Here is a 22,095-nt window from a genome sequence, read left to right as displayed (position 1 = left end):
TTTATATCATGAACGACGTACAAGAAATTATAAAAGATATAAAATCGAAGTTCCGTTTGTATATGAATGGCGTAATTTCGCAAAGTATGCGCGAAAAGGGTATGGACTACAAACTGAATTTCGGTATCGAATATTCCCGTATCAAGGAAATTGCTGCAGGATATGAAAAAAATCACGAACTGGCTCAGGCTTTGTGGAAAGAGAATATCCGTGAGTGCAAAATAATGGCTACACTTCTGCAGCCGGTTGATTCTTTCTATAAGGATATAGCCGAAATATGGATTGAGGACATGAAATATCCTGAATTGGCAGAATATACCGTTATGAATATATTGCAACATGTGGATTATGCTTCGGATGTAGTGTTCAAATGGATCGCCGACGAACGTACTTATTTCCAGTTCTGCGGATATATGCTGATGACTCGCCTCCTTATGAAGGGTATGAAGTTGAACGAACGTGCCGAGGCAGAGTTTTTGGATCAGGCATTCACTGAAATCGAAGGTGGAGAACCTATGGTGAAAAAGGCTGCTGCCACAGCGTTGAAAAAGTTTGCCACACAGTCAAAAGAGAATGCCAAAATGGTGGGCAGACAGTTGGGCCTTTTAAGCAAAACAGCCAATCCGGAACTGAAACTTTATATCGATGAAATAAAATATGATATAGAATATTGTCAATAGTTTCTTGGATTGAGTAAATTATATTAACTTTGACGGCTGAAGATATTTTTTAATGGCAGACAAGATAAAAGATACGGTAAAACAGGTACTTACCGAGTACCTACAGAAGAACGGACATCGTAAGACGCCCGAGCGTTATGCTATACTTGATTCCATATATTCCATAAAGGGACATTTCAATATAGAAACCTTGCTTCAGTATATGGAAGAGAAAGAAAAGTTCCGTGTCAGCCGTGCCACTCTTTATAATACTATTATTCTTCTGATAGATGCCGGTCTGGTTATAAAACACCAATTCGGTAATACTTCGCAATATGAACGTTCGTATAATAATGAAACCCATCATCATATGATTTGTACCTCTTGCGGAAAGGTTTCGGAATTTGAAGACGAAAATCTGAAGCAGGCTGTAGTTCAGAGTAAATTGAAAGGTTTCCAACCTACGCATTATTCGTTGTATATATACGGACTGTGCAGTAAATGTGTTTCCAAACGAAAAAAGAATAAATAAAAACTATTTTAATAAATATAACAATCATGAAAGTAGATGTCTTGTTAGGTTTACAGTGGGGCGACGAAGGTAAAGGTAAAGTTGTCGATGTTTTGACTCCACGTTATGATGTAGTTGCGCGTTTTCAGGGTGGTCCTAACGCAGGTCATACTTTGGAATTCGAAGGACAGAAATATGTTCTCCGTTCTATTCCGTCAGGAATTTTCCAGGGTGACAAAGTAAATATTATCGGTAATGGTGTAGTGCTTGACCCGGCATTGTTCAAGGCAGAGGCCGAGGCTCTTGAGGCAAGCGGACATCCTTTGAAGGAACGTTTGCACATTTCTAAGAAAGCACATCTTATATTGCCTACACACCGTATTCTGGATGCAGCATACGAAGCAGCAAAGGGAGCTTCAAAAGTTGGTACTACCGGTAAGGGTATCGGTCCTACATATACAGATAAAGTCAGCCGTAACGGTTTGCGTGTAGGTGACATATTGAATAACTTCGAAGCTAAATACGCCGCTGCAAAAGCTCGTCACGAACAGATCTTGAAAAGTTTGAACTATGAATATGATATCACTGAACTTGAAAAACAGTGGATGGAAGGTATCGAATATCTCCGTCAGTTCAACCTTGTAGATAGCGAACACGAAATAAACAATCTTCTTAAAGAAGGTAAGAGCGTTCTTTGCGAAGGTGCTCAGGGAACAATGCTTGACGTTGACTTCGGTTCTTATCCTTTCGTAACTTCTTCAAACACTATTTGTGCAGGTGCTTGTACAGGTCTTGGTCTTGGCCCTAACAAAATAGGCGAGGTTTACGGTATCATGAAAGCTTACTGTACACGTGTTGGTTCAGGTCCTTTCCCAACTGAGTTGTTCGATGAAACAGGAAAGAAAATCCGTGACCTTGGTCATGAATACGGAGCTGTTACAGGTCGTGAACGCCGTTGCGGATGGGTTGACCTTGTAGCTTTGCGTTACTCTATCATGATTAACGGTGTTACTAAGCTTATTCTTATGAAGAGCGACGTTCTTGACGGTTTCGAAACAATCAAGGCTTGTGTTGCTTATAAGGTAAACGGCGAGGAAATAGATTACTTCCCATTCGATATCAACGAAGGTGTAGAACCTGTTTACGTAGAAATGCCGGGATGGAAGACTGATATGACTAAGATGACTAGCGAAGATGAATTCCCTGAAGAATTCAATGCTTACATCTCATTCCTTGAAGAACAACTTGGTACTCCAATCAAGATTGTTTCTGTAGGTCCTGACCGTGCACAGACAATTGAAAGATATACTGAAGAATAATCTTTCTGGATTATAATATATTGGGCTGCTGGTTTTCATAGTTTGAATGAAAATCAGCAGCTTTTGTTTTTCCGTAAGCAAAAGTGTTTATTTACTGAATAAATATTTGTGAATAATATCTATTTACTTTTATTTTGAAAGAATTAAGCTTTAAATTTTTGCAATTATTTGTTTTGATATATATTTGTGGAAACAAATTATTAATTACTATCTCTCTCTTAAATTTAATCCTTCAGTTGGGAGGCGTTCTCTGTGATTGAGAGCGTCTCTTATTTTTTGTTTTCATTATAAAATCTTGTTAACCGATAATTCCTATTTAATGTAAAAATACTAACTTTGCCGACACTTTGTAAATCAATATGTAGAGAATGATTTCAGTAGAAGGATTAAAAGTTGAGTTTGGAGTTACTCCTCTGTTTGAGGATGTATCATACGTGATAAATAAGAAGGACCGTATAGCACTTGTCGGTAAGAATGGAGCAGGTAAATCTACCATGCTAAAGATTCTTGCAGGCCTGCAATCACCTACTGATGGAGTAGTGGCGGTTCAGCGTGGAGTTACTATAGGGTATCTGCCTCAGGTAATGATACTGAGTGATACCAGAACTGTTATGGCTGAGGCTGAAATGGCCTTCGAGCATATTTTTGAATTGCAGGACAGTATCTCCAGAATGAATCAGGAACTGGCAGACAGAACAGACTACGATTCTGAGAGTTATCACGAACTGATAGACCGTTTCACTCACGAGAACGAGAGGTTCATGATGATGGGCGGAACAAACTATAAGGCGGAGATAGAACGTACGCTTACAGGATTGGGATTTTCAAGGAGTGATTTTGACAGACCTACATCCGAATTCAGCGGTGGCTGGAGAATGCGTATTGAACTTGCAAAACTCTTGTTGCGTCGTCCTGACGTTCTTTTGCTCGACGAGCCTACCAACCATCTTGACATAGAGAGTATCCAGTGGCTTGAAAACTTTCTGAAGATGAGTCCTGGAGCTGTGGTACTTGTCAGCCACGACCGTGCTTTCATCAATAATGTTACGAATAGAACTATAGAAATATCATGCGGACATATATATGATTATAAGGTTCCGTACGACGAGTTTGTGGTGTTGCGTAAGGAACGCCGCGAGCAGCAGCTTCGTGCATACGAAAATCAGCAGAAGGAAATAAAGGATACAGAAGAGTTTATCGAACGTTTCAGATACAAGGCCACAAAGGCTGTTCAGGTGCAGAGCCGTATAAAACAGCTTGAAAAGATTGTTCCTATTGAGATAGACGATGAGGATACCTCTTCTTTGCGACTGAAATTCCCGCCTGCTATCCGTTCGGGAAACTATCCTGTGATATGCGAGAATGTAAAGAAGGCATACGGTGAGCACGTTGTGTTCCATGATGTCACACTTACAATAAACAGAGGTGAGAAGGTTGCTTTCGTAGGAAAGAACGGTGAAGGTAAATCTACACTAGTCAAGTGTATCATGGATCAGATTCCGTACGAGGGAAAACTTGTGATAGGACATAACGTACAGATAGGATATTTCGCACAGAATCAGGCGCAGCTCCTCGATGAGAATGTAACAGTATTCGACACAATAGACCGTGTGGCAAAAGGTGATATCCGTCTGAAGATACGTGATATTCTTGGGGCTTTCATGTTCGGAGGTGAGGCTTCAGAAAAGAAGGTGAAAGTCCTTTCAGGAGGAGAACGCAGCCGTCTGGCAATGATAAAGCTTCTGCTTGAACCTGTGAACTTCCTTATCCTGGACGAGCCTACCAACCATTTGGATATGCGTTCCAAAGATGTCTTGAAAGAGGCTATCAAAGAGTTTGACGGAACGGTGATTGTTGTATCCCACGACCGTGAGTTCCTTGATGGACTTGTAACCAAGGTATATGAGTTTGGTGGTGGAGTAGTGAAAGAGCATATCGGAGGTATATACGATTTCCTTCAGAAAAAGAAAATGGAAAGTCTGAATGAACTTCATCTGTCGCAGTCACCTACAGCTTCTTCGCAGAAAAAAGAAGTGCAACAGCCGGCACAGTCGGAAAGTAAGCTTTCTTACGAAGCCCAAAAGGAACTGAACAAGAAAATCAGAAAACTGGAAAAACAGGCTGCCGACTGTGAAGACAGAATTTCCAAAATAGAAACTCAAATATCGCAGTTGGAAGAAAAGATGGCTACTCCTGAGGGAGCATCCGACATGAAACTCTATGAACAGCATCAGGATTTGAAAAACCAGATTTCCCAGATTGAGGAAGAGTGGGAGACGGCACTGATGGAAATTGATGAACTTAAAACAGAACTATAACTAAATATTAATTTATGAAAACTAAACATTGTATTGCTTTTGCAGCATTGGCTGTAGCCGCACTGTCCGGATGTGCAGGCCAGAAGGAAGCAAAGGTGAGCACAGGAATAAACCTTGCCAACCTTGACACAACAGCAGTTCCGGGAAATGATTTCTTCCGTTTCGCTTGTGGCGGTTTTAATGATTCACATCCGCTTACAGCTGAATACTCACGCTATGGAGCATTCGAAATGCTTATGGAAGACAACCAGAAGCAGTTGAAAGAAATGATCGAAGGATTTGCTTCAAAGGAAAATCAGGCTGGAAGCCAGGGACAGAAAATCGGAGACTTGTATAATCTGGCAATGGACAGCGTAAAGCTTAATGCTGATGGTATAGCTCCAATCAAACCTATGCTTGACAGAATAGCTGCAATATCTGACAAGAACCAGATTATGCAGGTTAAGGCTGAAATGTTCAACAACGGTATTGGTACATATTTCAGCAACTATGTATATGGTGATCCAAAGAACAGTACTTTGAATATCTTCCAGATTGCCCAGGGAGGTATTAACCTTGGAGAAAAGGAATACTATCTTGATACAGACGAAAGTACAACCGCTATCCGTGAACAGTACAAACTGTATATCACTAAGCTTTTCACATTGGCTGGTTTCTCAGAAGATGAGGCTAAACAGAAAATGGCTGATGTGATGGAAGTTGAAACAGCTATTGCAAAGGCTTCTTACAGCGCAGTAGAACGTCGTAATCCTGAAGCCAACTATCATAAAATGTCATACGATGACTTGAAGAAGACTTTCCCTGGAATTGATTGGGATGCTTATCTCAAGGCTTTGGGAGTAGAAGGTGTGACAGAACTCAACGTAGAGCAGATTGAGCCTATTAAGGAAGTGGAAAATCTTATCAATACTTTGCCTCTTTCACGTCATATCTCTTATCTGCAGTACAATCTTCTTGATGCTGCAGCAAATTATCTGAGCGATGATTTCGTAGCTGCAAGATTTGATTTCTACGGTAAGGTATTGTCTGGCCGTCAGGCAAACCAGCCACGTTGGAAACGTGCAGTTAATGCCGTAAACGGAATGTTGGGCGAAATAGTAGGTCAGATGTATGTAGAGAAATATTTCCCGGCAGCTGCCAAAGAACGTATGGTGGCATTGGTTAAGAATCTTCAGTCTGCTCTTGGCGAACGTATCCAGGCACAGGAATGGATGAGCGACAGCACTAAGGTAAGAGCTATGGAGAAACTTTCTACATTCCACGTAAAAGTAGGTTATCCTGACAAATGGAAAGACTATTCAGATCTTAACATCGAGAAAGATTCATACTGGGCAAATGTATGCCGTGCTGCACAGTGGGGCACAAAAGATATGTTCAGCCGTATCGGAAAACCTGTTGACAAGGATGAATGGTTGATGAGTCCTCAGACTGTAAATGCATATTACAATCCTCAGACTAACGAAATCTGTTTCCCTGCCGCAATTCTTCAGTATCCGTTCTTTGACATGAATGCTGACGATGCTTTTAATTATGGTGCTATCGGTGTTGTAATCGGTCATGAAATGACACACGGATTCGATGATCAGGGACGTCAGTATGACAAGGACGGTAACTTGAAAGACTGGTGGGCTGAAGGTGACGGTGACCGTTTCAATGAACGTACAAAAGTAATGGTTGACTTCTTCAACAACATTGAAGTCCTCCCGGGATTGAAAGCTAATGGACAGTTGACTTTGGGTGAAAACATAGCAGACCACGGAGGTTTGAATGTTTCTTATCTTGCTTATAAGAATGCAACAAAGAACAACCCTCTTCCTGAAGAAGACGGATTTACTGCTGACCAGCGTTTCTTCATCGCATACGCTACACTTTGGGCCGGTAATATCCGCGAAGAGGAAATCCGCTCACGTACTAAGTCAGATCCTCACTCACTTGGCGAATGGCGTGTGAACGGTGCTCTTCCACATGTTGATGCATGGTACGAAGCATTCGGTATCACTGAAAAAGATTCAATGTATCTTGCACCTGAAAACCGTTGTAGAGTTTGGTAATTCTTATTGAAGAATTAAGATAAAAAATAAGCCGTTTGTAGTTGGATTTGCATCTACAAACGGCTTTTGTTTTTTAAGTAAAAAGTTATCAGAAATTATAGTTCAAGCTGAGGCCAAACACCTTGTTGGTACGGCTATAGATATTTGTTCCTTTAGTGCCTGTATTGTAATAATTGTCAGACTCTTTTGTATAGTCATTATAGTTTGTCCAGAAGTAGGCGATATCCATATTCAGTGACTTGCTCAGATAGATTCTGGCTCCGAAACCTAATGAATAAGAATCGCAGTAGAAGCTTGTGTCTGTCTGGAAATCATCACTGAGTCCGTAGTTGGTTTTCTGGAAGCCACCGCTGACAGTAATATATTTCATTACATCCCATTCTATACCGGCCAAATATTCGTGTGTACCATGATTAAGTGTTTTCTGTCTGTCCGAAGCCATTCCTGCATGCTTGTCATCAAAGAAATGGTATTCTACCGAAGCACGCAAATTGGGTAAGAACTCATATCCGGCTGCAACTGAAAGCATTGAAGGAATATCGCTTGGAGTATTTACTCCTTCTTTGTAGTCTGCCAGGTATGCTTCATCTACATTAATCAGTTCCATCTTGCTTGAAACATTTTCAATGTTTAGGTTTGCCTTAAATTCATATTTCAAGCCGATGTTAAGTTTGTTGAGCTTGAAGTCAGCACCTAGAATAGGAGTTATTCCCCATCCCTTTTGGTCACATTTCAGATTGATATCCGCTATGGTTGCGTCCTGAAGTCCCAAAGCAGGAGCCATGGCTGCATATTGTTCTGTGAGTGATGCGTTGAGATAACCTTCATATCCTCCGGTCATATAGTTCATTCTGCCACCTGCATATACAGACAGCCAGTCGTTTATCTTATAGCTGAAACCAAGCTGGACGCCATAGATGTATTGTTTTCCGTCCATGGCAGAGTTTATGTCATACATTGAAGGTTTAACCAAGCCCTGAGTCTTTTGCTGTATCAATCCGGTGGCAAGTGCGTTGAACATAGGAAGTCCGTTGCTGAACGATGCTTTACCTCCACCTCCTGTTATTGCAAATGCTGCAGAAACAGTCCAGTCACCTTTTTTGTATAGACCATGAAACGAAGGAATTATAGGTGCCGATGCGGTTCCCTTATAATTTTGTGTTGTACTTTGTCCGTCGAGTGTCCACAATCCTGATGTAGCGCTTATTTCCCTAGTCTGATATGCACTCTGTCCTGTCAGAGAAAGATGGAAGCCATCTTCTTTCAGGAAAGAAAGACCTGCAGGATTACTGTAAACTCCGTCAACATCTATTGACGCTCCACGTGCTGCCATTCTCAAAAATGCCGCATGTTGGTTTGTGTTAGTCAGATAATCTCCTGCGAAAGTTGTGTTTGAAACGATAAGCGCCGTTGCGCCTAATAATAAAAATTTATTCATTTAGCTTTAAAAATTGGTTATGAAGCCGCAAAGGTAGCGCTTTTGTTTGGTATATACAAGTCTTTTTGATTGTAATGCAATAATATTGGTGTGAATGAAATAGTTTTAAGTGAAACAAAATCATCTTTCAGCCATCGGGAATACATATATAATATTATATGAAATTATGTATTGAAGAGTTCTTTTCGTATCTTTGCTGCATATTTATAATATAGAATAAACATCGTGTATGACTATGTATTCCAATAAAGAAATCTGGCGCGTTACTTATCCTATACTTCTCGGGCTGCTTGCCCAAAATATTATCAATGTTACAGATACTGCTTTCCTCGGACATGTAGGTGAAGTGGCTTTGGGAGCTGCCGCAATGGGAGGCCTCCTATATATCTGTGTCTATACAGTGGCATTCGGTTTCAGTATAGGTTCGCAGATATTGATAGCGCGCCGCAACGGTGAAGGAAACTACCGTGATGTCGGTCCCGTCATGATGCAGGGCAGTATGTTCAGCTTCCTTATGGCTGTAGTACTTGCTGTGGTTATGTATATTTTTGCCGGTCCGCTGATACGTATGCTTATAACTTCCGATACTATATACGAGGCTACATATCAGTTTTTTACATGGCGTATCTGGGGATTTCTTTTTGCTTTTCTCAATGTAATGTTCAGGGCTTTTTATATTGGAATCACCAATACGAAAGTCTTGACTCTCAGTTCCGTTGTGATGGCACTCGTCAATGTAGTACTCGACTATGGTCTGGTGTTCGGTGAATTGGGATTGCCTGAGATGGGTGTCAGAGGTGCAGCTTTGGCTTCCGTTATAGCAGAAGCGTCATCACTGGTATTCTTCCTGATATATACATATTGCAGGATTGATCTTAGAAAATACGGTTTCAGACGTTCTTTAGGAATGGATTTCGGTATGGTAGGCAGGATATTGCAAATATCGTCATTCACCATGGTGCAATATTTCCTTGCTATGGCAATATGGTTTGTGTTTTTTATGGCCCTTGAGCGTTTGGGACAAAGAGAACTGGCTATAGCCAATATCGTAAGAAGTGTGTATATAGTGTTGCTCATTCCGGTTCAGGCATTGGCCACTACCGCCAATACGTTGGTTAGTAATCTGATAGGTGCGGGAGGAACTGACAAGGTTATAGCTCTGCTTCACCGCATTGCAGGCATTTCATTTCTCATAATGGTGGTATGTGTTGCGCTTACAGTAATATTCCCTGATCCGATTCTCTCTATCTATACGAGTGATTCCGGTCTTGTAGCCGAGTCTATACCGGCACTTTATGTTGTCTGTGCATCAATGCTTATAGCTGCATTGGCAAATATTTATTTCAACGGAATATCTGGTACGGGCAATACTCAGGCTGCTCTAGGAGTAGAAGTCGGTATCCAAATATTCTATGCTCTTTATGTAGTTGTGGTTGGTATGGTTCTCCGTCAGCCTGTCGAGATATGTTTTACCACAGAGATAATATATTATGTGTTGATGCTGACTTTTAGTCTTATATATTTGAAAAAAGCTAAATGGCAGAATAAAAAGATTTGAGGTTAAAGAGCCTGTTTTAATTTTGCACACTGTTGTTTTGATATTTATTTTTGAGGATATTTTTCGGCTTTAGTGAGAAGCATAGCGGGCTATGCGCCGATTGAAAGCTGGGAAATAGACCAAAAAGAAACTCAAAACAAAGCGAAAAATGGGTTATAAACTCTTTTTTATGGAAAATTAAAACGGGCTCTAAGTTTTTTTATGTATTTTTGCACCCCGTTGAAATAGAAGAAATTAAGAAAAATCAAAATAATATATGTTCGATAATTTAAGTGAAAGACTTGAGAGGTCGTTTAAGATATTGAAAGGTGAAGGTAAAATCACCGAAATCAATGTTGCCGAGACTCTGAAAGATGTACGTCGTGCTTTGCTTGATGCCGACGTGAACTATAAGGTTGCGAAAAACTTTACAGATACAGTAAAGGAGAAAGCCTTGGGACAGAACGTGCTTACTGCAGTTAAGCCAAGTCAGTTGATGGTTAAGATTGTTCATGACGAACTTACCAAACTGATGGGTGGTGAAACAGCTGAGCTTGAACTTAAAGGACGCCCTGCAGTGATACTTATGTCAGGTCTCCAGGGTTCAGGTAAGACTACTTTCTCAGGAAAGTTGGCACGTATGCTGAAAACCAAGAAAAACCGTAAGCCTCTGTTGGTAGCCTGCGACGTTTACCGTCCTGCAGCCATCGAACAGCTGAAGGTGCTTGGACAGCAGATTGAAGTTCCTGTTTATTCTGAACCTGACAGCAAAGATCCTGTACAGATTGCATTGAATGCTATCCATGAAGCAAAAGCTAAAGGTTATGACCTGGTGATTGTCGATACAGCCGGTCGTCTTGCTATCGACGAACAGATGATGAACGAGATTGAGGCTATCAAGAAAGCTATCAATCCTGATGAAACACTGTTTGTCGTTGATTCAATGACAGGTCAGGATGCTGTAAACACAGCACGCGAGTTCAATGAACGCCTTGACTTCAACGGTGTAGTTCTTACTAAGCTGGATGGTGATACCCGTGGTGGTGCCGCACTTTCTATCCGTACTGTAGTTAACAAGCCTATCAAGTTTGTAGGTACAGGCGAAAAGCTTGATGCAATAGATTTGTTCCACCCTGCACGTATGGCAGACCGTATCCTCGGCATGGGTGATATCGTATCACTCGTTGAACGTGCGCAGGAACAGTACGACGAAGAAGAAGCTAAACGTCTTCAGAAGAAAATCCAGAAGAACCAGTTCGACTTCAATGACTTCCTTACACAGATAAACCAGATCAAGAAGATGGGTAACATCAAGGAACTTGCTTCCATGATTCCGGGTGTGGGTAAGGCTATCAAGGATATTGATATTGACGACAATGCCTTCAAGAGCATTGAGGCAATCATCTATTCTATGACACCTGAAGAACGTACTCATCCTGAAATCCTGAACGGTTCGCGCCGTATGCGTATCGCAAAAGGTAGTGGTACAAACATTCAGGAAGTTAACCGCCTTCTCAAGCAGTTCGACCAGACTCGTAAGATGATGAAGATGGTTACTGGCAGCAAGATGGCAGGTATGATGCAGAAGCTGAAGAAGAAATAATACTTCGTTTTAGAATATAAATCGGGCTAAATACCGTTTAAACAGTATTCAAACACTATTTAAATGGTATTTAGTCCGATTTTTTTATGTGTTGTTTTTAATGATTATACGGCATATTTTATACCCGGAAAAAACGTGCGCACGTTTAAGGTAAAAGGGACGCCCGTTTTGATTAAAATGGACGCCCGTTTTAGGTCGAACGTGCGCACGCTTAATATAGCATATATTTTTTACGCATTTCCTTGTACTTGTTCAGGTCTTCAAGCCATGCAGAACGTATCTCTTTTTCCGATTTACCATTTAGCATATCCAGTCTTACCTGATTGGTTCCCATCAGCAGATCGAACCATTTGGGGCGTGTAAGGAATGATTCGGATTTGTTCATTTTCTTGAATTCATTGTACATTTCGATGACATATTTCAATGAAAATCCGTTCAGTTGTTTTGCGTCAGTATTTCTCAGGTCGATGCCATGACATTCAGTGTTCTTGTGCAAAGGATTTTTGTCGAAACCTTCCAAAGCTTTCGGTGTGAATGAAAAGGGATACTTGTCTTTTGGTAATAATGGCGAACCTATCACCTGGAAAGGGAAATACGTTCCGCGTCCTACACTTACTGATGTAGCCTCGAACAGACACAGAGATGCATAAAGGGCAATGGACTGGTCGTTTGGCAGGTTGGGGGAGGGTTTCACCGGAAGTGAATATGGGTCACCATGTTTCCATCCTTTTATCTTTATTACTGAGTAATTACACTTCATATTGTTGCCAAGCCATCCTTCGCCGTTAATCATTCCCGCCAGTTCTCCCATTGTACATCCGTGCAGCACAGGGATAGGTAACATTCCTACAAAACTTTTGTATTCCTTTTTCAGGATAGGTCCGTCAACATAGTCGCAAGGATTAGGGCGGTCGAGCACTATAAGCTCCTTACCGTTTTCGGCACAAGCCTGCATCACATAATATAAAGTACTTATGTATGTGTAGAATCTTGCTCCTACATCCTGAATGTCGAACACTATCATATCAATGTCAGCCAGGGCTGTGGCAGATGGTTTCTTGTTTTTTCCATACAGAGAAATAATGGGAGTTCCGGTTTTTACGTCCTTTCCGTCCTTCACTGTCTCTCCGGCATCGGCCTTACCTCTGAAGCCGTGTTCAGGAGCAAACAGAGCCACAGGTCTTTGACCTAAGGAGCATAATGTGTCAAGCAGGTGAGTACTGCCGACAAGCGAAGTCTGGTTTGCCACAAGGGCAATTCTTTTATTATTGATTAAAGACATCAGTGTCTCTATTTGGTCGGCTCCGTTCTGTATGTTTGCGGCTCCACATATGCCGGAGAAAGAAATTAATAGTAAAATAACGAGATATTTCATGATTGGACGATATTATTTATTAGTTTTGTAAATCGAATTATAATAATGCAAATATAATAAGTTTCCAGTTATGAACCCAATAGCACTGATTGATAAATATTATCCCGAAGATAACGAACTTAAAAAGATTCTTTTGAAACACAGCCGTTCGGTGGCAGACAAGGCTCTGGAGATGGCACGTAAGCATCCGGAGCTGAATCTGGACATGCAGTTTATAGAAGAGGCTGCAATGCTTCATGATATAGGTATATTCCTTACAGATGCCGACAGTATATATTGTTACGGCACTTATCCGTATATATGTCATGGTTATCTGGGTGCCGATCTTGTACGAAAGGAAGGATATCCACGTCATGCATTGGTGTGCGAGCGTCATACCGGTGCCGGTCTGTCGTTGAAAGCTATCGTTGAGCGTGACCTTCCTGTTCCGCATAGGGATATGCTTCCTGTAAGCCTGGAAGAGCAGATTATATGTTTTGCCGACAAGTTTTTCTCAAAGACAAAACTTGATAATGAAAAGTCGTTGGAAAAAGCCCGCAAGAGTATAGAAAAGCATGGTGAAGAAGGACTTGTAAGGTTTGACAAGTGGTGCGAGATGTTCTTGTAATATTTATTTTGTCGTAAAAATACTTTAAAAACCAATTGCTTATAGTGTTATTTAAGTGATAATGCTTACTTTTGTATCGCTTATCGCGAAAAAGATATATAATGACATCGTTTAAAAGAACTACATACATATTTATAATATTGTTTCTGCTCGGTCTTGTTTCCACTTTCTACGCTGAGGCGCAGAGGGTTAGGGGAAGGCGTTCGGGTAGGAATGTATCGTCCGAAATAAAAACCGATTCGTTAAATATTGATTCCCTTTCTGTTGATTCTCTATCATCGGACTCTTTGGCTTCTGATACGGCAAAAAATAAGGATGCCCTGGACGCTCCTGTGGTATATGAAGCAAGCGATTCTATTGTATTTACAAAGGGAGGTTTTGCTCATCTTTACGGTTCAGGAAAGGTTAATTATCAGAAGATAGAACTTACTTCCGCTGTTATCACAATGAACATGGACAGTAATACTGTATATGCCAGAGGTGTGAAGGATACGGCTGGGGTTGAGTCCGGTCTGCCAGTATTCAAGGATGGTGAGACTCCATACGAATCAAAGATAATGCGATATAACTTCAAGACCAAGAAAGGTTTTATAAACAGTATCGTGACACAGCAGGGAGAGGGATACGTGACAAGCCGTGACGCAAAGAAAGGTGCTGAAGACGAAATCTATATGCAGCATGGCCGATATACTACCTGTGACAATCACGAACATCCTCACTTCTATCTGCAATTGTCTATGGCAAAAGTACGCCCGAAGAAGAATGTGGTTTTCGGACCTGCCCATCTTGTGGTGGAAGATGTTCCTTTGCCTATAGCTGTTCCTTTTGGTTTTTTCCCGTTTAACAGCAGTTATTCATCAGGTTTCATCATGCCTAGCTATGGTGATGAGCTTAACCGTGGATTCTATCTTCGTGATGGCGGTTACTACTTTGCCATAAGTGACAAGATGGACTTGAAGGTTCTGGGTGAAATCTTTACAAAAGGTTCGTGGGGACTTTCTGCAGCATCCAACTATAACAAGAGATATAAGTTCAGCGGTTCGTTCAATGCAAGCTATATTGTTACCAAGACAGGTGACAAGGGAATGCCGGACTATTCCGTATCGAAAGACTTCCGTATCCAGTGGAGCCATCGTCAGGATGCCAAGGCAAGCCCTAACAGCTCGTTCTCGGCAAGTGTGAACTTTGCTACAAGTAGTTACGACCGTTCCAGCTTGAACAGTTTGTATAATCCGCAGCAGTATGCCCAGAATACCAAGGCTTCAAGTATCAGTTACTCACGCAGTTTCCCGGAAATAGGTCTTAATATCTCCGGATCGTTCAATATCACTCAGAATACACGAGATTCGTCTATTAACATGACGTTGCCTGACGTGAACATCTCATTGAACCGTATCTATCCGTTCAAGCGCAAGAAATCTGCAGGTGACGAGCGTTGGTATGAAAAGATTTCATTCCAATATACAGGAGCCATGACAAACAGTGTAAACACAAAGGACAACCTTCTGTTCAAGACTCCTCTTACACAATGGAAAAACGGATTTCAGCACAAGATACCGGTATCGGCTACCTTCAACCTGTTTAAGTACATAAACATTGTTCCGTCGTTCAACTATACTGAAAGATGGTATCTTAACAAGATAAAGAGGAGTTATGACCCGACTCTGAATACTTCGGATCATATACGTAAGGATACAATAAACGGATTTAACCGTGTGTATGACTATAACATGTCCGTACAGATGAATACCAAACTTTACGGTATGTACAAGCCTCTTTTCATGAAGAGCAAGGAAATACAGGTACGTCATGTGTTTACTCCTACGGTAAGCTATACTTATACGCCGAATTTCGGAACGAAGAGATTCGGGTATTATGACACATATACCTATACCGACGAAAACGGAGAGGTACGTACAGTGGAATATTCACTCTATGACGGTATGACATACGGTACTCCGGGAAAGACTATGTCGCAGAACATCTCATTCTCTGTTGACAATAACATCGAAATGAAGATGAAATCGGATCGTGATACTACCGGATACAGGAAGATAAGTCTTGTTGACCAGTTGGGAGCGTCAATGTCTTACGATGTAGCAAACAAGAGATGGAGTGATTTGAGCATGAACGTACGTTTGAAACTTACCAAGAACTATACTTTCAATATGAATGCTTCGTTCGCTACATATGCTTATGAGTTCGATAAGAATGGTAATGTCGTTGTGGGTGACCGCACAGAATGGTCGTACGGACGTTTCGGACGATTCCAGGGATATAGCGGTTCGTTCTCTTATACTCTGAATAATGACACATTCAAGAAGCTGTTCGGAAAGAAAGATGAAAAAGACGGAAAGAAGGATGGCGAGAATGACAGTGAAGATGAGAATGACGAAGAAAAGACGGAAGAACAGGAACAGAATAATTCGAATATGAGAAAGACTGAGGCTGCTTCTATCAGTCCTGACGGATATATGGCATTTAAGCTTCCTTGGAGTGTAAGTTTAAGCTATAGCTATAGCATACGTGAAGATAATTCGGACAAAAAGAAGATAAATATCAAAACCATGAGATATCCGTATAAACTGACACATTCGCTGAATATCTCAGGTAACTTTAAGATTGGTAGCCGCTGGAATATGAATTATTCTACCGGATATGACTTTACTACAAAAGAATTGTCAATGACTACGCTTAATATAACCCGCGACCTTCACTGTTTCAATATGAGTTGCGGATTGGTGTTCGGACCTTATACTTCGTATAACTTTACTATCCGCGCCAACTCCAGCATGCTTACTGATGCCCTTAAATGGGATCAGCGAAGCAATACCGGTAGTGCGGTTACTTGGTATTAATACATTATCACCAGTCGATGGCTGTCTTGCCGTTTTTTATAAGATAGTCATTGGCAAGGCTGAAATGGTGGTTTCCGAAGAAACCGCTGTGTGCCGACAATGGCGAAGGGTGAACGGATGTCAGGACAAGATGTTTGCTTCTGTCAATGAATGCTCCTTTCTTCTGAGCATAAGCACCCCACAGGATGAACACAAGATTGCTTTTTTCTTCTGCCAGTTTTCTGATGACTGCGTCTGTAAATTCTTCCCATCCTCTTCTCTGGTGTGAGCCGGCCTGATGCGCACGTACTGTCAGTGTAGCATTGAGCAATAGTACGCCCTGTTCTGCCCATCTGGTAAGATTGCCACTTTGTGGGATTGGTTTGCCAAGGTCATTGTTTATTTCCTTGAATATATTCACTAGTGAAGGCGGAGGTTGAATTCCGTCATTTACCGAGAAACATAATCCATGTGCCTGACCGGGACCATGATAAGGATCCTGTCCGATAATTACTACCTTTACCTTGTCAAAAGGACACAAGTTGAAAGCATTGAATATGAGTTTTCCCGGCGGATAGACGGTAGTTTCGTGATATTCTTTTCTCACGAAATCTGTCAGCCGTATAAAATAGTCTTTCGAGAATTCCGGCATTAATGCTTCCTTCCATGATTCTTCTATCTGTACGTTCATTGTTGTTTTTTATATTCAGTTGTTTTATTGTATTCGCAAAGGTAATATTTTATAAATAAAAAAACAACGGAGTTCTGTTTGCCACTTAACGTGGTCACTGAACTCCGTTGGATAAATATATTTATTTTTACCTGTTTGCCTAAATAAGTGTCATGCCGTGTTCTTCACATTCTTTTCTCATGCTTTCAGGCCATATGCTGGCTTGTATTTCGCCTATATGTGCCTTTTTCAGATATAGCATACACAGACGTGACTGTCCTATACCACCGCCGATGCTCAGTGGCAGTGAGCCGTTCAGAAGTCTTTTGTGGAAATATAATTCCTTTCGGTCCTCTTTTCCTGAAAGTTCCAATTGGCGTAACAGTGCTTCCTTGTCAACGCGGATACCCATTGACGAAAGCTCTATGGCACGTCCCAGCACTTCGTTCCATACCAGAAGGTCACCGTTGAGTCCAGGCAGTCCGGTTGCCGGATCTATAGTGGAATAATCGTCATAGTCAGGGGCACGAAGGTCATGAGGCTCGCCATTGCTAAGCTTGCATCCTATACCTATAATGAATACGGCACCATATTTTTTCGTAATCAGATTTTCCCTTTCTTTAGGAGTCTTGTCTGGATACATTTGTAAAAGTTCTTCTGAATGTATGAACTGTATGTCGTGTGCAAGGAAAGATTTTATCTGCGGATACATTTCGCATATCATATATTCAGTGCGTCGCATGGCAGAGTATATTCTGGTTACTATGCTTTTCAGGAAATCTATATTCCTTTGTTCCGGTGTGATAGTCCTTTCCCAGTCCCACTGATCGACATATAATGAATGGAGGTTGCCCAATTCTTCATCTGCACGTATTGCATTCATGTCGGTATAGATACCATATCCGGGACCGATGTTATAATCGGCCAGTGTCATTCTTTTCCATTTTGCAAGTGAATGTACAACTTCTGCCTGTTGGTCGCCCAAGTCCTTGATAGGGAAAGAAACAGCGCGTTCCACTCCGTTAAGGTCATCGTTTATACCCATTCCTTTCAGTACGAATAATGGTGCGGTGACACGGCGTAGTCTGAGTTCAGACGAAAGGTTCTGTTGGAAAAATTCTTTTATTTGTTTGATGCCAAGCTCTGTCTGTTTCATGTCAAGCAGAGCCTTATAGTTGGCAGGTTTTATTAAGTAACTCATGATTTAGTGTTATTAGTTTTGTTGGCAAAGATAGGTATATTTTGTAAATATGCAATTATTATAACGAAAAAGTTATCAAAAAGTTTATATATTGAGTAAGATTATTGAATAATTGTCATTCGTAAGCGTAGGTTTTACTTCTTATTGATAGTATTTTACATGGAACTTTGTTTCCTAATTCCGATAAACTTATTATTTTTGTACCCGATTTCATAATATTAAAATAGAATGCGCCCATAGTTCAATGGATAGAATAATGGATTCCGGTTCCATCGATTGGGGTTCGACTCCCCATGGGCGTACAAACTTTTCGAGTGCGTATTACGTTGATTATACTGGATGTTTGTCAAGTATGATGAGTGTAATCCGCACTTTTTTTATAAATGTAGCTATGGAATATACTTTTGAAATTTGTGCCAATTCGGTGGAAAGTTGTCTTGCGGCCCAGGAAGGTGGAGCGCATCGTGTTGAACTCTGTGCCTCAATGCCTGAAGGAGGAACAACTCCTTCAATAGGGGAGGTCAGACTTGCCAGACGGTTACTGGATATAAAACTGCACGTCATAATACGTCCGCGCGGGGGAGACTTTGTCTATTCCCCATTGGATCTGGATATAATGGAAGAGGATATACGTGCTGTGAAAGCGGCGGGTGCTGATGGAGTGGTGTTCGGCTGTCTGACTCCTGAAGCTGAACTTGACATGCCTGCAATGACACGTTTGGTTAAGGCGTCTGAAGGAATGAATATTACATTCCATCGGGCATTCGATTATGTGCGCCATCCGGCTGAAGTTATGGAAAGCCTTATCGGGATGGGAGTGTCAAGAATACTTACTTCCGGTCAGCAACCTACAGCCGCCGAGGGAGCAGAGTTGCTTGCATCACTTGTGAAACAGTCTGCCGGCAGGATTATTATAATGCCTGGCTGCGGAGTTAATGAAGGAAATATTCGCGAACTGGCAGCTAAAACTGGGGCTTCGGAATTCCATTTCTCCGCACGTGAGAATAAGGAAAGCCGGATGCTGTATCGCAATCCGGCTCTGTCTATGGGTGGAACGGTGACGGTAGATGAGTATCTCACTCCGGTGACTACCGCTGCCCGTGTACGAAACACAATTGGTGCGCTTATAGACCGTTGATTGTTCTGATAAGCTGTTCGCCTGTTCCTATGGTGTAACCGTCAATCTGGAAGACAACACGGTTGAATGTATCGCCTATAATGAATATTGGCAGATTGCCTCCGTTTGAGAGTTTCATGTTCTGTGAAATCTCGTTTCTTATAGCATTGTTGGTGTCTATACCGTAAACAATATTTGAAGGAAGATTTGGAAAATCGGTTGGAGAGAATTTCCTGTAAGACTTTTCGTCAGGGAATAACAGTATAATTTTGCGTCCCCATTTTTCAAATTCTTCCTTTTTGATTTCTATATCTTTCAGCGCGTGATTTGTAGGTTCCTGACCGGTACCCAATATGCCGACAACGAAATATCCTCTTCCTGTGGTAGAGAGTATGGATGTTTCTGTTTTTGTGGTGATATCGGTGTATTTCAGTTCGGAGTTGAAATTGCCGATAACTCTTATTTCTTCAGCATTGTCGCGCATGGTCAGTTCTATTTTTGTTTCTTTATCTTTTTCTACAGTGAAGAATGAAACATTACTCATGACACTTCCGTTTGCCAGACGGCTGCCGGTAGTGAGCATGTAGTATCCTTCTTCAATTTTAAGACCGTTTTTCAGCAATGAACTCCATGTGGCATTTTCAGGATAGTTCAGCAGTTTGAAACTGCCTTCCTCATATTTTGATATTGTGAAGTGGGTATAATATTTTGGATCGTTCAGTCTCGGGATAGGCTTATATGTAGCTATCAGTGTTCCTTCAGGAGTTTTTGAAGTTTCTGATATCTCGAAGTCAACCTGATGAGTTTTGCCATTGTCGGTATAATAGATATTTCCTGTTACGACGTCTTTCCATGCCGGTATGCTGAGGCTTCTGGCAGCTGCCACAAAGAATATTTCGCGTGATTGGGAATCTACAACCCTGCATCTCCATGTTCCTATAGGTGATGTAGGAGCACCGCCTTTGTTCAGGTCATTTCTTACGGTAATGCTGTCCGAGCACCATTTTACAAGAGTTTGAGGATTTGATGTGAATTCAGATTTCAGACTTTCTGGAATTTCTTTCTGCAGGAATGAACGGTAGGGGGTGAGAAGTTCATTATCTACACGCGGACAAAGCACATATTCCGCACTGGCGTTGTTCGGAGTATTGTAGAGGTGGTCTTCAAGAACGCTGCATGGTGTATCTCTCAAGTCTTTGTCGGTGATGTTCTTTAATAACTCTATCGCTTTTTTGTACATTTCGTTTTTTGAGGAATTACTCAGGAATTTCATGATTTCAGCATAATTACCTCTTGACTTGATGATGAATCCTTCTATATCTTCGTATTTCAGATTGTTTTCTTTGGCGAACTTATCAATGCTCTCCCTATTTGGGAATGTAGCTATATAGGCATTTCTGATGGAATCTTCATGATGTAGTCTTATATCATTCTCGTTGCGTTGTTCTTCTGTTACGGACGGTAGTTTGGTATTCTCTGCAGGAGGCACTATATCCATATTTTCACAATAGGCATCATTTACATTGTGTCCCAGAATGATTTCTACTGTCTTTTCTTTTCCGAATGATACTTTTCTAAAACCGAACTTATCATCATTAGAAACATATACCATCATGTCTCCAAGACCGGCTGATAGTGAAACCTGTCCCTGTGCATTGCTTTTCTGCTTATATACAGTGAAGAATTCTGCATAGTTGTATAGTTTGAACTCTACGTTCGCTCCTTCTACAGCATTTCCTTTGTCGTCTTTTACTGTAACGGTGACAGACGATTTGTCTGCATAATTTTCTATGATGTTTATTTCTGTATAGTTGGCAGTCTGAATCATCTTTTCTTCTTTTCCGCTGTACGATCCGAATACTTTTGTGTGCATAAGCATTCCTCTGCTTGCGGGCGAGTTGAACCATCCCAGGTTAAGTACGGGTTCCGGTTCGCATGCTCCGAGAAAACACCATTTGCCGTCCACCCATGCTTCTACCCATGCATGGTTGTCGTCTGTGTGTGCCCAACGGGGTGTATATACCTGGCGTGCCGGGATGCCTATGGCACGGAGTGCTGCGACAAGTAGTGTAGATTCTTCACCGCATCTTCCGTAGGCTGTTTTTATTGTAGCCAGTGGAGAACTTGTACGGCTGTCGGATGGGGTATAAGTGGCTTTCTCATGACACCAGTGGTTGGTTTCGAGTACGGCATCATGCATTGACAGATTTTTTACTCTTGGCCATAATTCGTTCTGAAAATATGCTCTCGAATTGTCAAGATTTTCGTTGTTGACTCTTATGGGGAGTACAAAGTGTCTGAAGATATCTTCGGGAATACTCTTTCCCCATGATGAGGCTTCTCTTATCTTGAATGAAAGACGGATATTTTCAAGGAAGAAATCACCGGAATTGTCTGCTATGTCGCTTAGTGGCATATAGGCATAAAGAAACTGTAATGCTTCTTTTTCTTGGGCAGTCATTTCTGTATTGAATATTTCGAACAGATTTCCGTTTTTCAGTATTGTCTTTTTTTCTGCAAAGTCGTTTTCTACCTTTAATCTGTAGTCCGAATCGTTTATGAAATGTTTCTCATTGTGGCAACCTGTCAGCAGACATGCTGAAGCAAGGCTTAGCGAAAAGAATAGATGTCTTAACATAATTGTGTTTTTGTTAGTTGATTTCTTGGTAAAGATATAACATTTACAGTAATTTATTTCATAAAAACAAAAAATCCTGCAAAGAGAAAGCTTTGCAGGATTTTATATGTACGCTCAGCATGAGTATTAGCTAACGGGTGCAAGTCCCCAATGAGCCCTAATAGCGGGAATCATACAGCCAAAAGCAAGGGTGTCCATCGCGAGGTGGAATCTA

The 22,095-nt window shown here is 41.3% G+C and carries 15 protein-coding genes and 1 tRNA gene; 11 read left to right on the top strand and 5 right to left on the bottom strand.

Annotated features, from left to right (window positions below):
* Nucleotides 1-8: 8 nt before the first annotated feature.
* From H6A61_RS10850 to H6A61_RS10830, 5 genes are all read left to right on the top strand, one after another.
* Entirely contained in the window at nucleotides 9-680 is a 672-nt protein-coding gene (locus H6A61_RS10850; RefSeq protein ID WP_204393560.1) for a DNA alkylation repair protein, read from the top strand.
* A 52-nt stretch (nucleotides 681-732) separates the two neighbouring features.
* Nucleotides 733-1,191, top strand: coding sequence for a Fur family transcriptional regulator (locus tag H6A61_RS10845; protein ID WP_154043969.1), 459 nt, complete (start codon nucleotides 733-735; stop codon nucleotides 1,189-1,191).
* 26 nt (nucleotides 1,192-1,217) lie between these two features.
* Nucleotides 1,218-2,489: an adenylosuccinate synthase gene (locus H6A61_RS10840; protein ID WP_154043968.1), complete on the top strand. Its 1,272-nt coding sequence runs from the start codon at nucleotides 1,218-1,220 to the stop codon at nucleotides 2,487-2,489.
* A 368-nt stretch (nucleotides 2,490-2,857) separates the two neighbouring features.
* Nucleotides 2,858-4,807: an ABC-F family ATP-binding cassette domain-containing protein gene (locus H6A61_RS10835; RefSeq protein ID WP_204393558.1), complete on the top strand. Its 1,950-nt coding sequence runs from the start codon at nucleotides 2,858-2,860 to the stop codon at nucleotides 4,805-4,807.
* A gap of 14 nt (nucleotides 4,808-4,821) precedes the next feature.
* Nucleotides 4,822-6,858 carry a M13 family metallopeptidase gene (locus tag H6A61_RS10830; protein WP_204393556.1) on the top strand — a complete coding sequence of 679 codons (2,037 nt, stop codon included), beginning with the start codon at nucleotides 4,822-4,824 and terminating at the stop codon, nucleotides 6,856-6,858.
* A gap of 88 nt (nucleotides 6,859-6,946) precedes the next feature.
* Here H6A61_RS10830 and H6A61_RS10825 read toward each other — a convergent pair whose 3' ends face one another.
* Complete coding sequence (locus tag H6A61_RS10825; RefSeq protein WP_204393554.1) at nucleotides 6,947-8,296, bottom strand: OmpP1/FadL family transporter; 1,350 nt, start codon at nucleotides 8,294-8,296, stop codon at nucleotides 6,947-6,949.
* A gap of 235 nt (nucleotides 8,297-8,531) precedes the next feature.
* Here H6A61_RS10825 and H6A61_RS10820 point away from each other — a divergent pair, with 235 nt between their 5' ends.
* Together H6A61_RS10820 and ffh are read left to right on the top strand one after the other, a co-directional pair.
* On the top strand, nucleotides 8,532-9,854 hold the full coding sequence (locus tag H6A61_RS10820) for an MATE family efflux transporter (protein ID WP_204393582.1): 1,323 nt from the start codon (nucleotides 8,532-8,534) through the stop codon (nucleotides 9,852-9,854).
* Nucleotides 9,855-10,110: 256 nt separating this feature from the next.
* Nucleotides 10,111-11,436 (top strand): signal recognition particle protein, encoded by a 1,326-nt coding sequence (gene ffh / locus H6A61_RS10815; RefSeq protein ID WP_204393551.1) that lies wholly within the window; start codon nucleotides 10,111-10,113, stop codon nucleotides 11,434-11,436.
* A gap of 211 nt (nucleotides 11,437-11,647) precedes the next feature.
* Here the strand turns inward: ffh and H6A61_RS10810 are convergent, their stop codons facing one another.
* Nucleotides 11,648-12,811, bottom strand: coding sequence for an exo-beta-N-acetylmuramidase NamZ family protein (locus H6A61_RS10810; protein ID WP_204393549.1), 1,164 nt, complete (start codon nucleotides 12,809-12,811; stop codon nucleotides 11,648-11,650).
* A 70-nt stretch (nucleotides 12,812-12,881) separates the two neighbouring features.
* On the opposite strand from H6A61_RS10810, the gene H6A61_RS10805 reads away from it, so the two are divergent.
* Both H6A61_RS10805 and H6A61_RS10800 read left to right on the top strand, forming a co-directional pair.
* Nucleotides 12,882-13,418, top strand: a complete 537-nt coding sequence (locus H6A61_RS10805; RefSeq protein ID WP_154043962.1) for an HD domain-containing protein — start codon at nucleotides 12,882-12,884, stop codon at nucleotides 13,416-13,418.
* A gap of 101 nt (nucleotides 13,419-13,519) precedes the next feature.
* A complete protein-coding gene (locus H6A61_RS10800) occupies nucleotides 13,520-16,276 on the top strand; it encodes a putative LPS assembly protein LptD (protein ID WP_204393547.1) in 2,757 nt (918 codons plus the stop codon).
* Between the two features lie 7 nt (nucleotides 16,277-16,283).
* On the opposite strand, the gene ung is transcribed toward H6A61_RS10800, so the two are convergent.
* The gene (ung, locus tag H6A61_RS10795) at nucleotides 16,284-16,946 is read right to left on the bottom strand and encodes a uracil-DNA glycosylase (RefSeq protein ID WP_204393545.1); all 663 of its coding nucleotides are present in this window, start codon (nucleotides 16,944-16,946) and stop codon (nucleotides 16,284-16,286) included.
* Between the two features lie 139 nt (nucleotides 16,947-17,085).
* Nucleotides 17,086-18,126, bottom strand: coding sequence for an aspartate--ammonia ligase (gene asnA / locus H6A61_RS10790; protein WP_154043959.1), 1,041 nt, complete (start codon nucleotides 18,124-18,126; stop codon nucleotides 17,086-17,088).
* 230 nt (nucleotides 18,127-18,356) lie between these two features.
* Here asnA and H6A61_RS10785 point away from each other — a divergent pair.
* Together H6A61_RS10785 and H6A61_RS10780 are read left to right on the top strand one after the other, a co-directional pair.
* Nucleotides 18,357-18,428 (top strand) — tRNA-Arg (locus H6A61_RS10785).
* Nucleotides 18,429-18,517: 89 nt separating this feature from the next.
* Complete coding sequence (locus H6A61_RS10780; RefSeq protein WP_204393543.1) at nucleotides 18,518-19,264, top strand: copper homeostasis protein CutC; 747 nt, start codon at nucleotides 18,518-18,520, stop codon at nucleotides 19,262-19,264.
* Here H6A61_RS10780 and H6A61_RS10775 read toward each other — a convergent pair.
* On the bottom strand, nucleotides 19,251-21,881 hold the full coding sequence (locus tag H6A61_RS10775) for a transglutaminase domain-containing protein (RefSeq protein ID WP_204393541.1): 2,631 nt from the start codon (nucleotides 21,879-21,881) through the stop codon (nucleotides 19,251-19,253). The two genes, H6A61_RS10780 and H6A61_RS10775, sit on opposite strands and share 14 nt — an antisense overlap.
* Nucleotides 21,882-22,095: the final 214 nt, after the last annotated feature.

It is taken from the genome of Bacteroides caecigallinarum, assembly GCF_016901995.1.
GTDB classification, from domain to species: domain Bacteria; phylum Bacteroidota; class Bacteroidia; order Bacteroidales; family Bacteroidaceae; genus Phocaeicola; species Phocaeicola cellulolyticus.
This window is presented reverse-complemented; position numbering and strand designations above follow the sequence as displayed.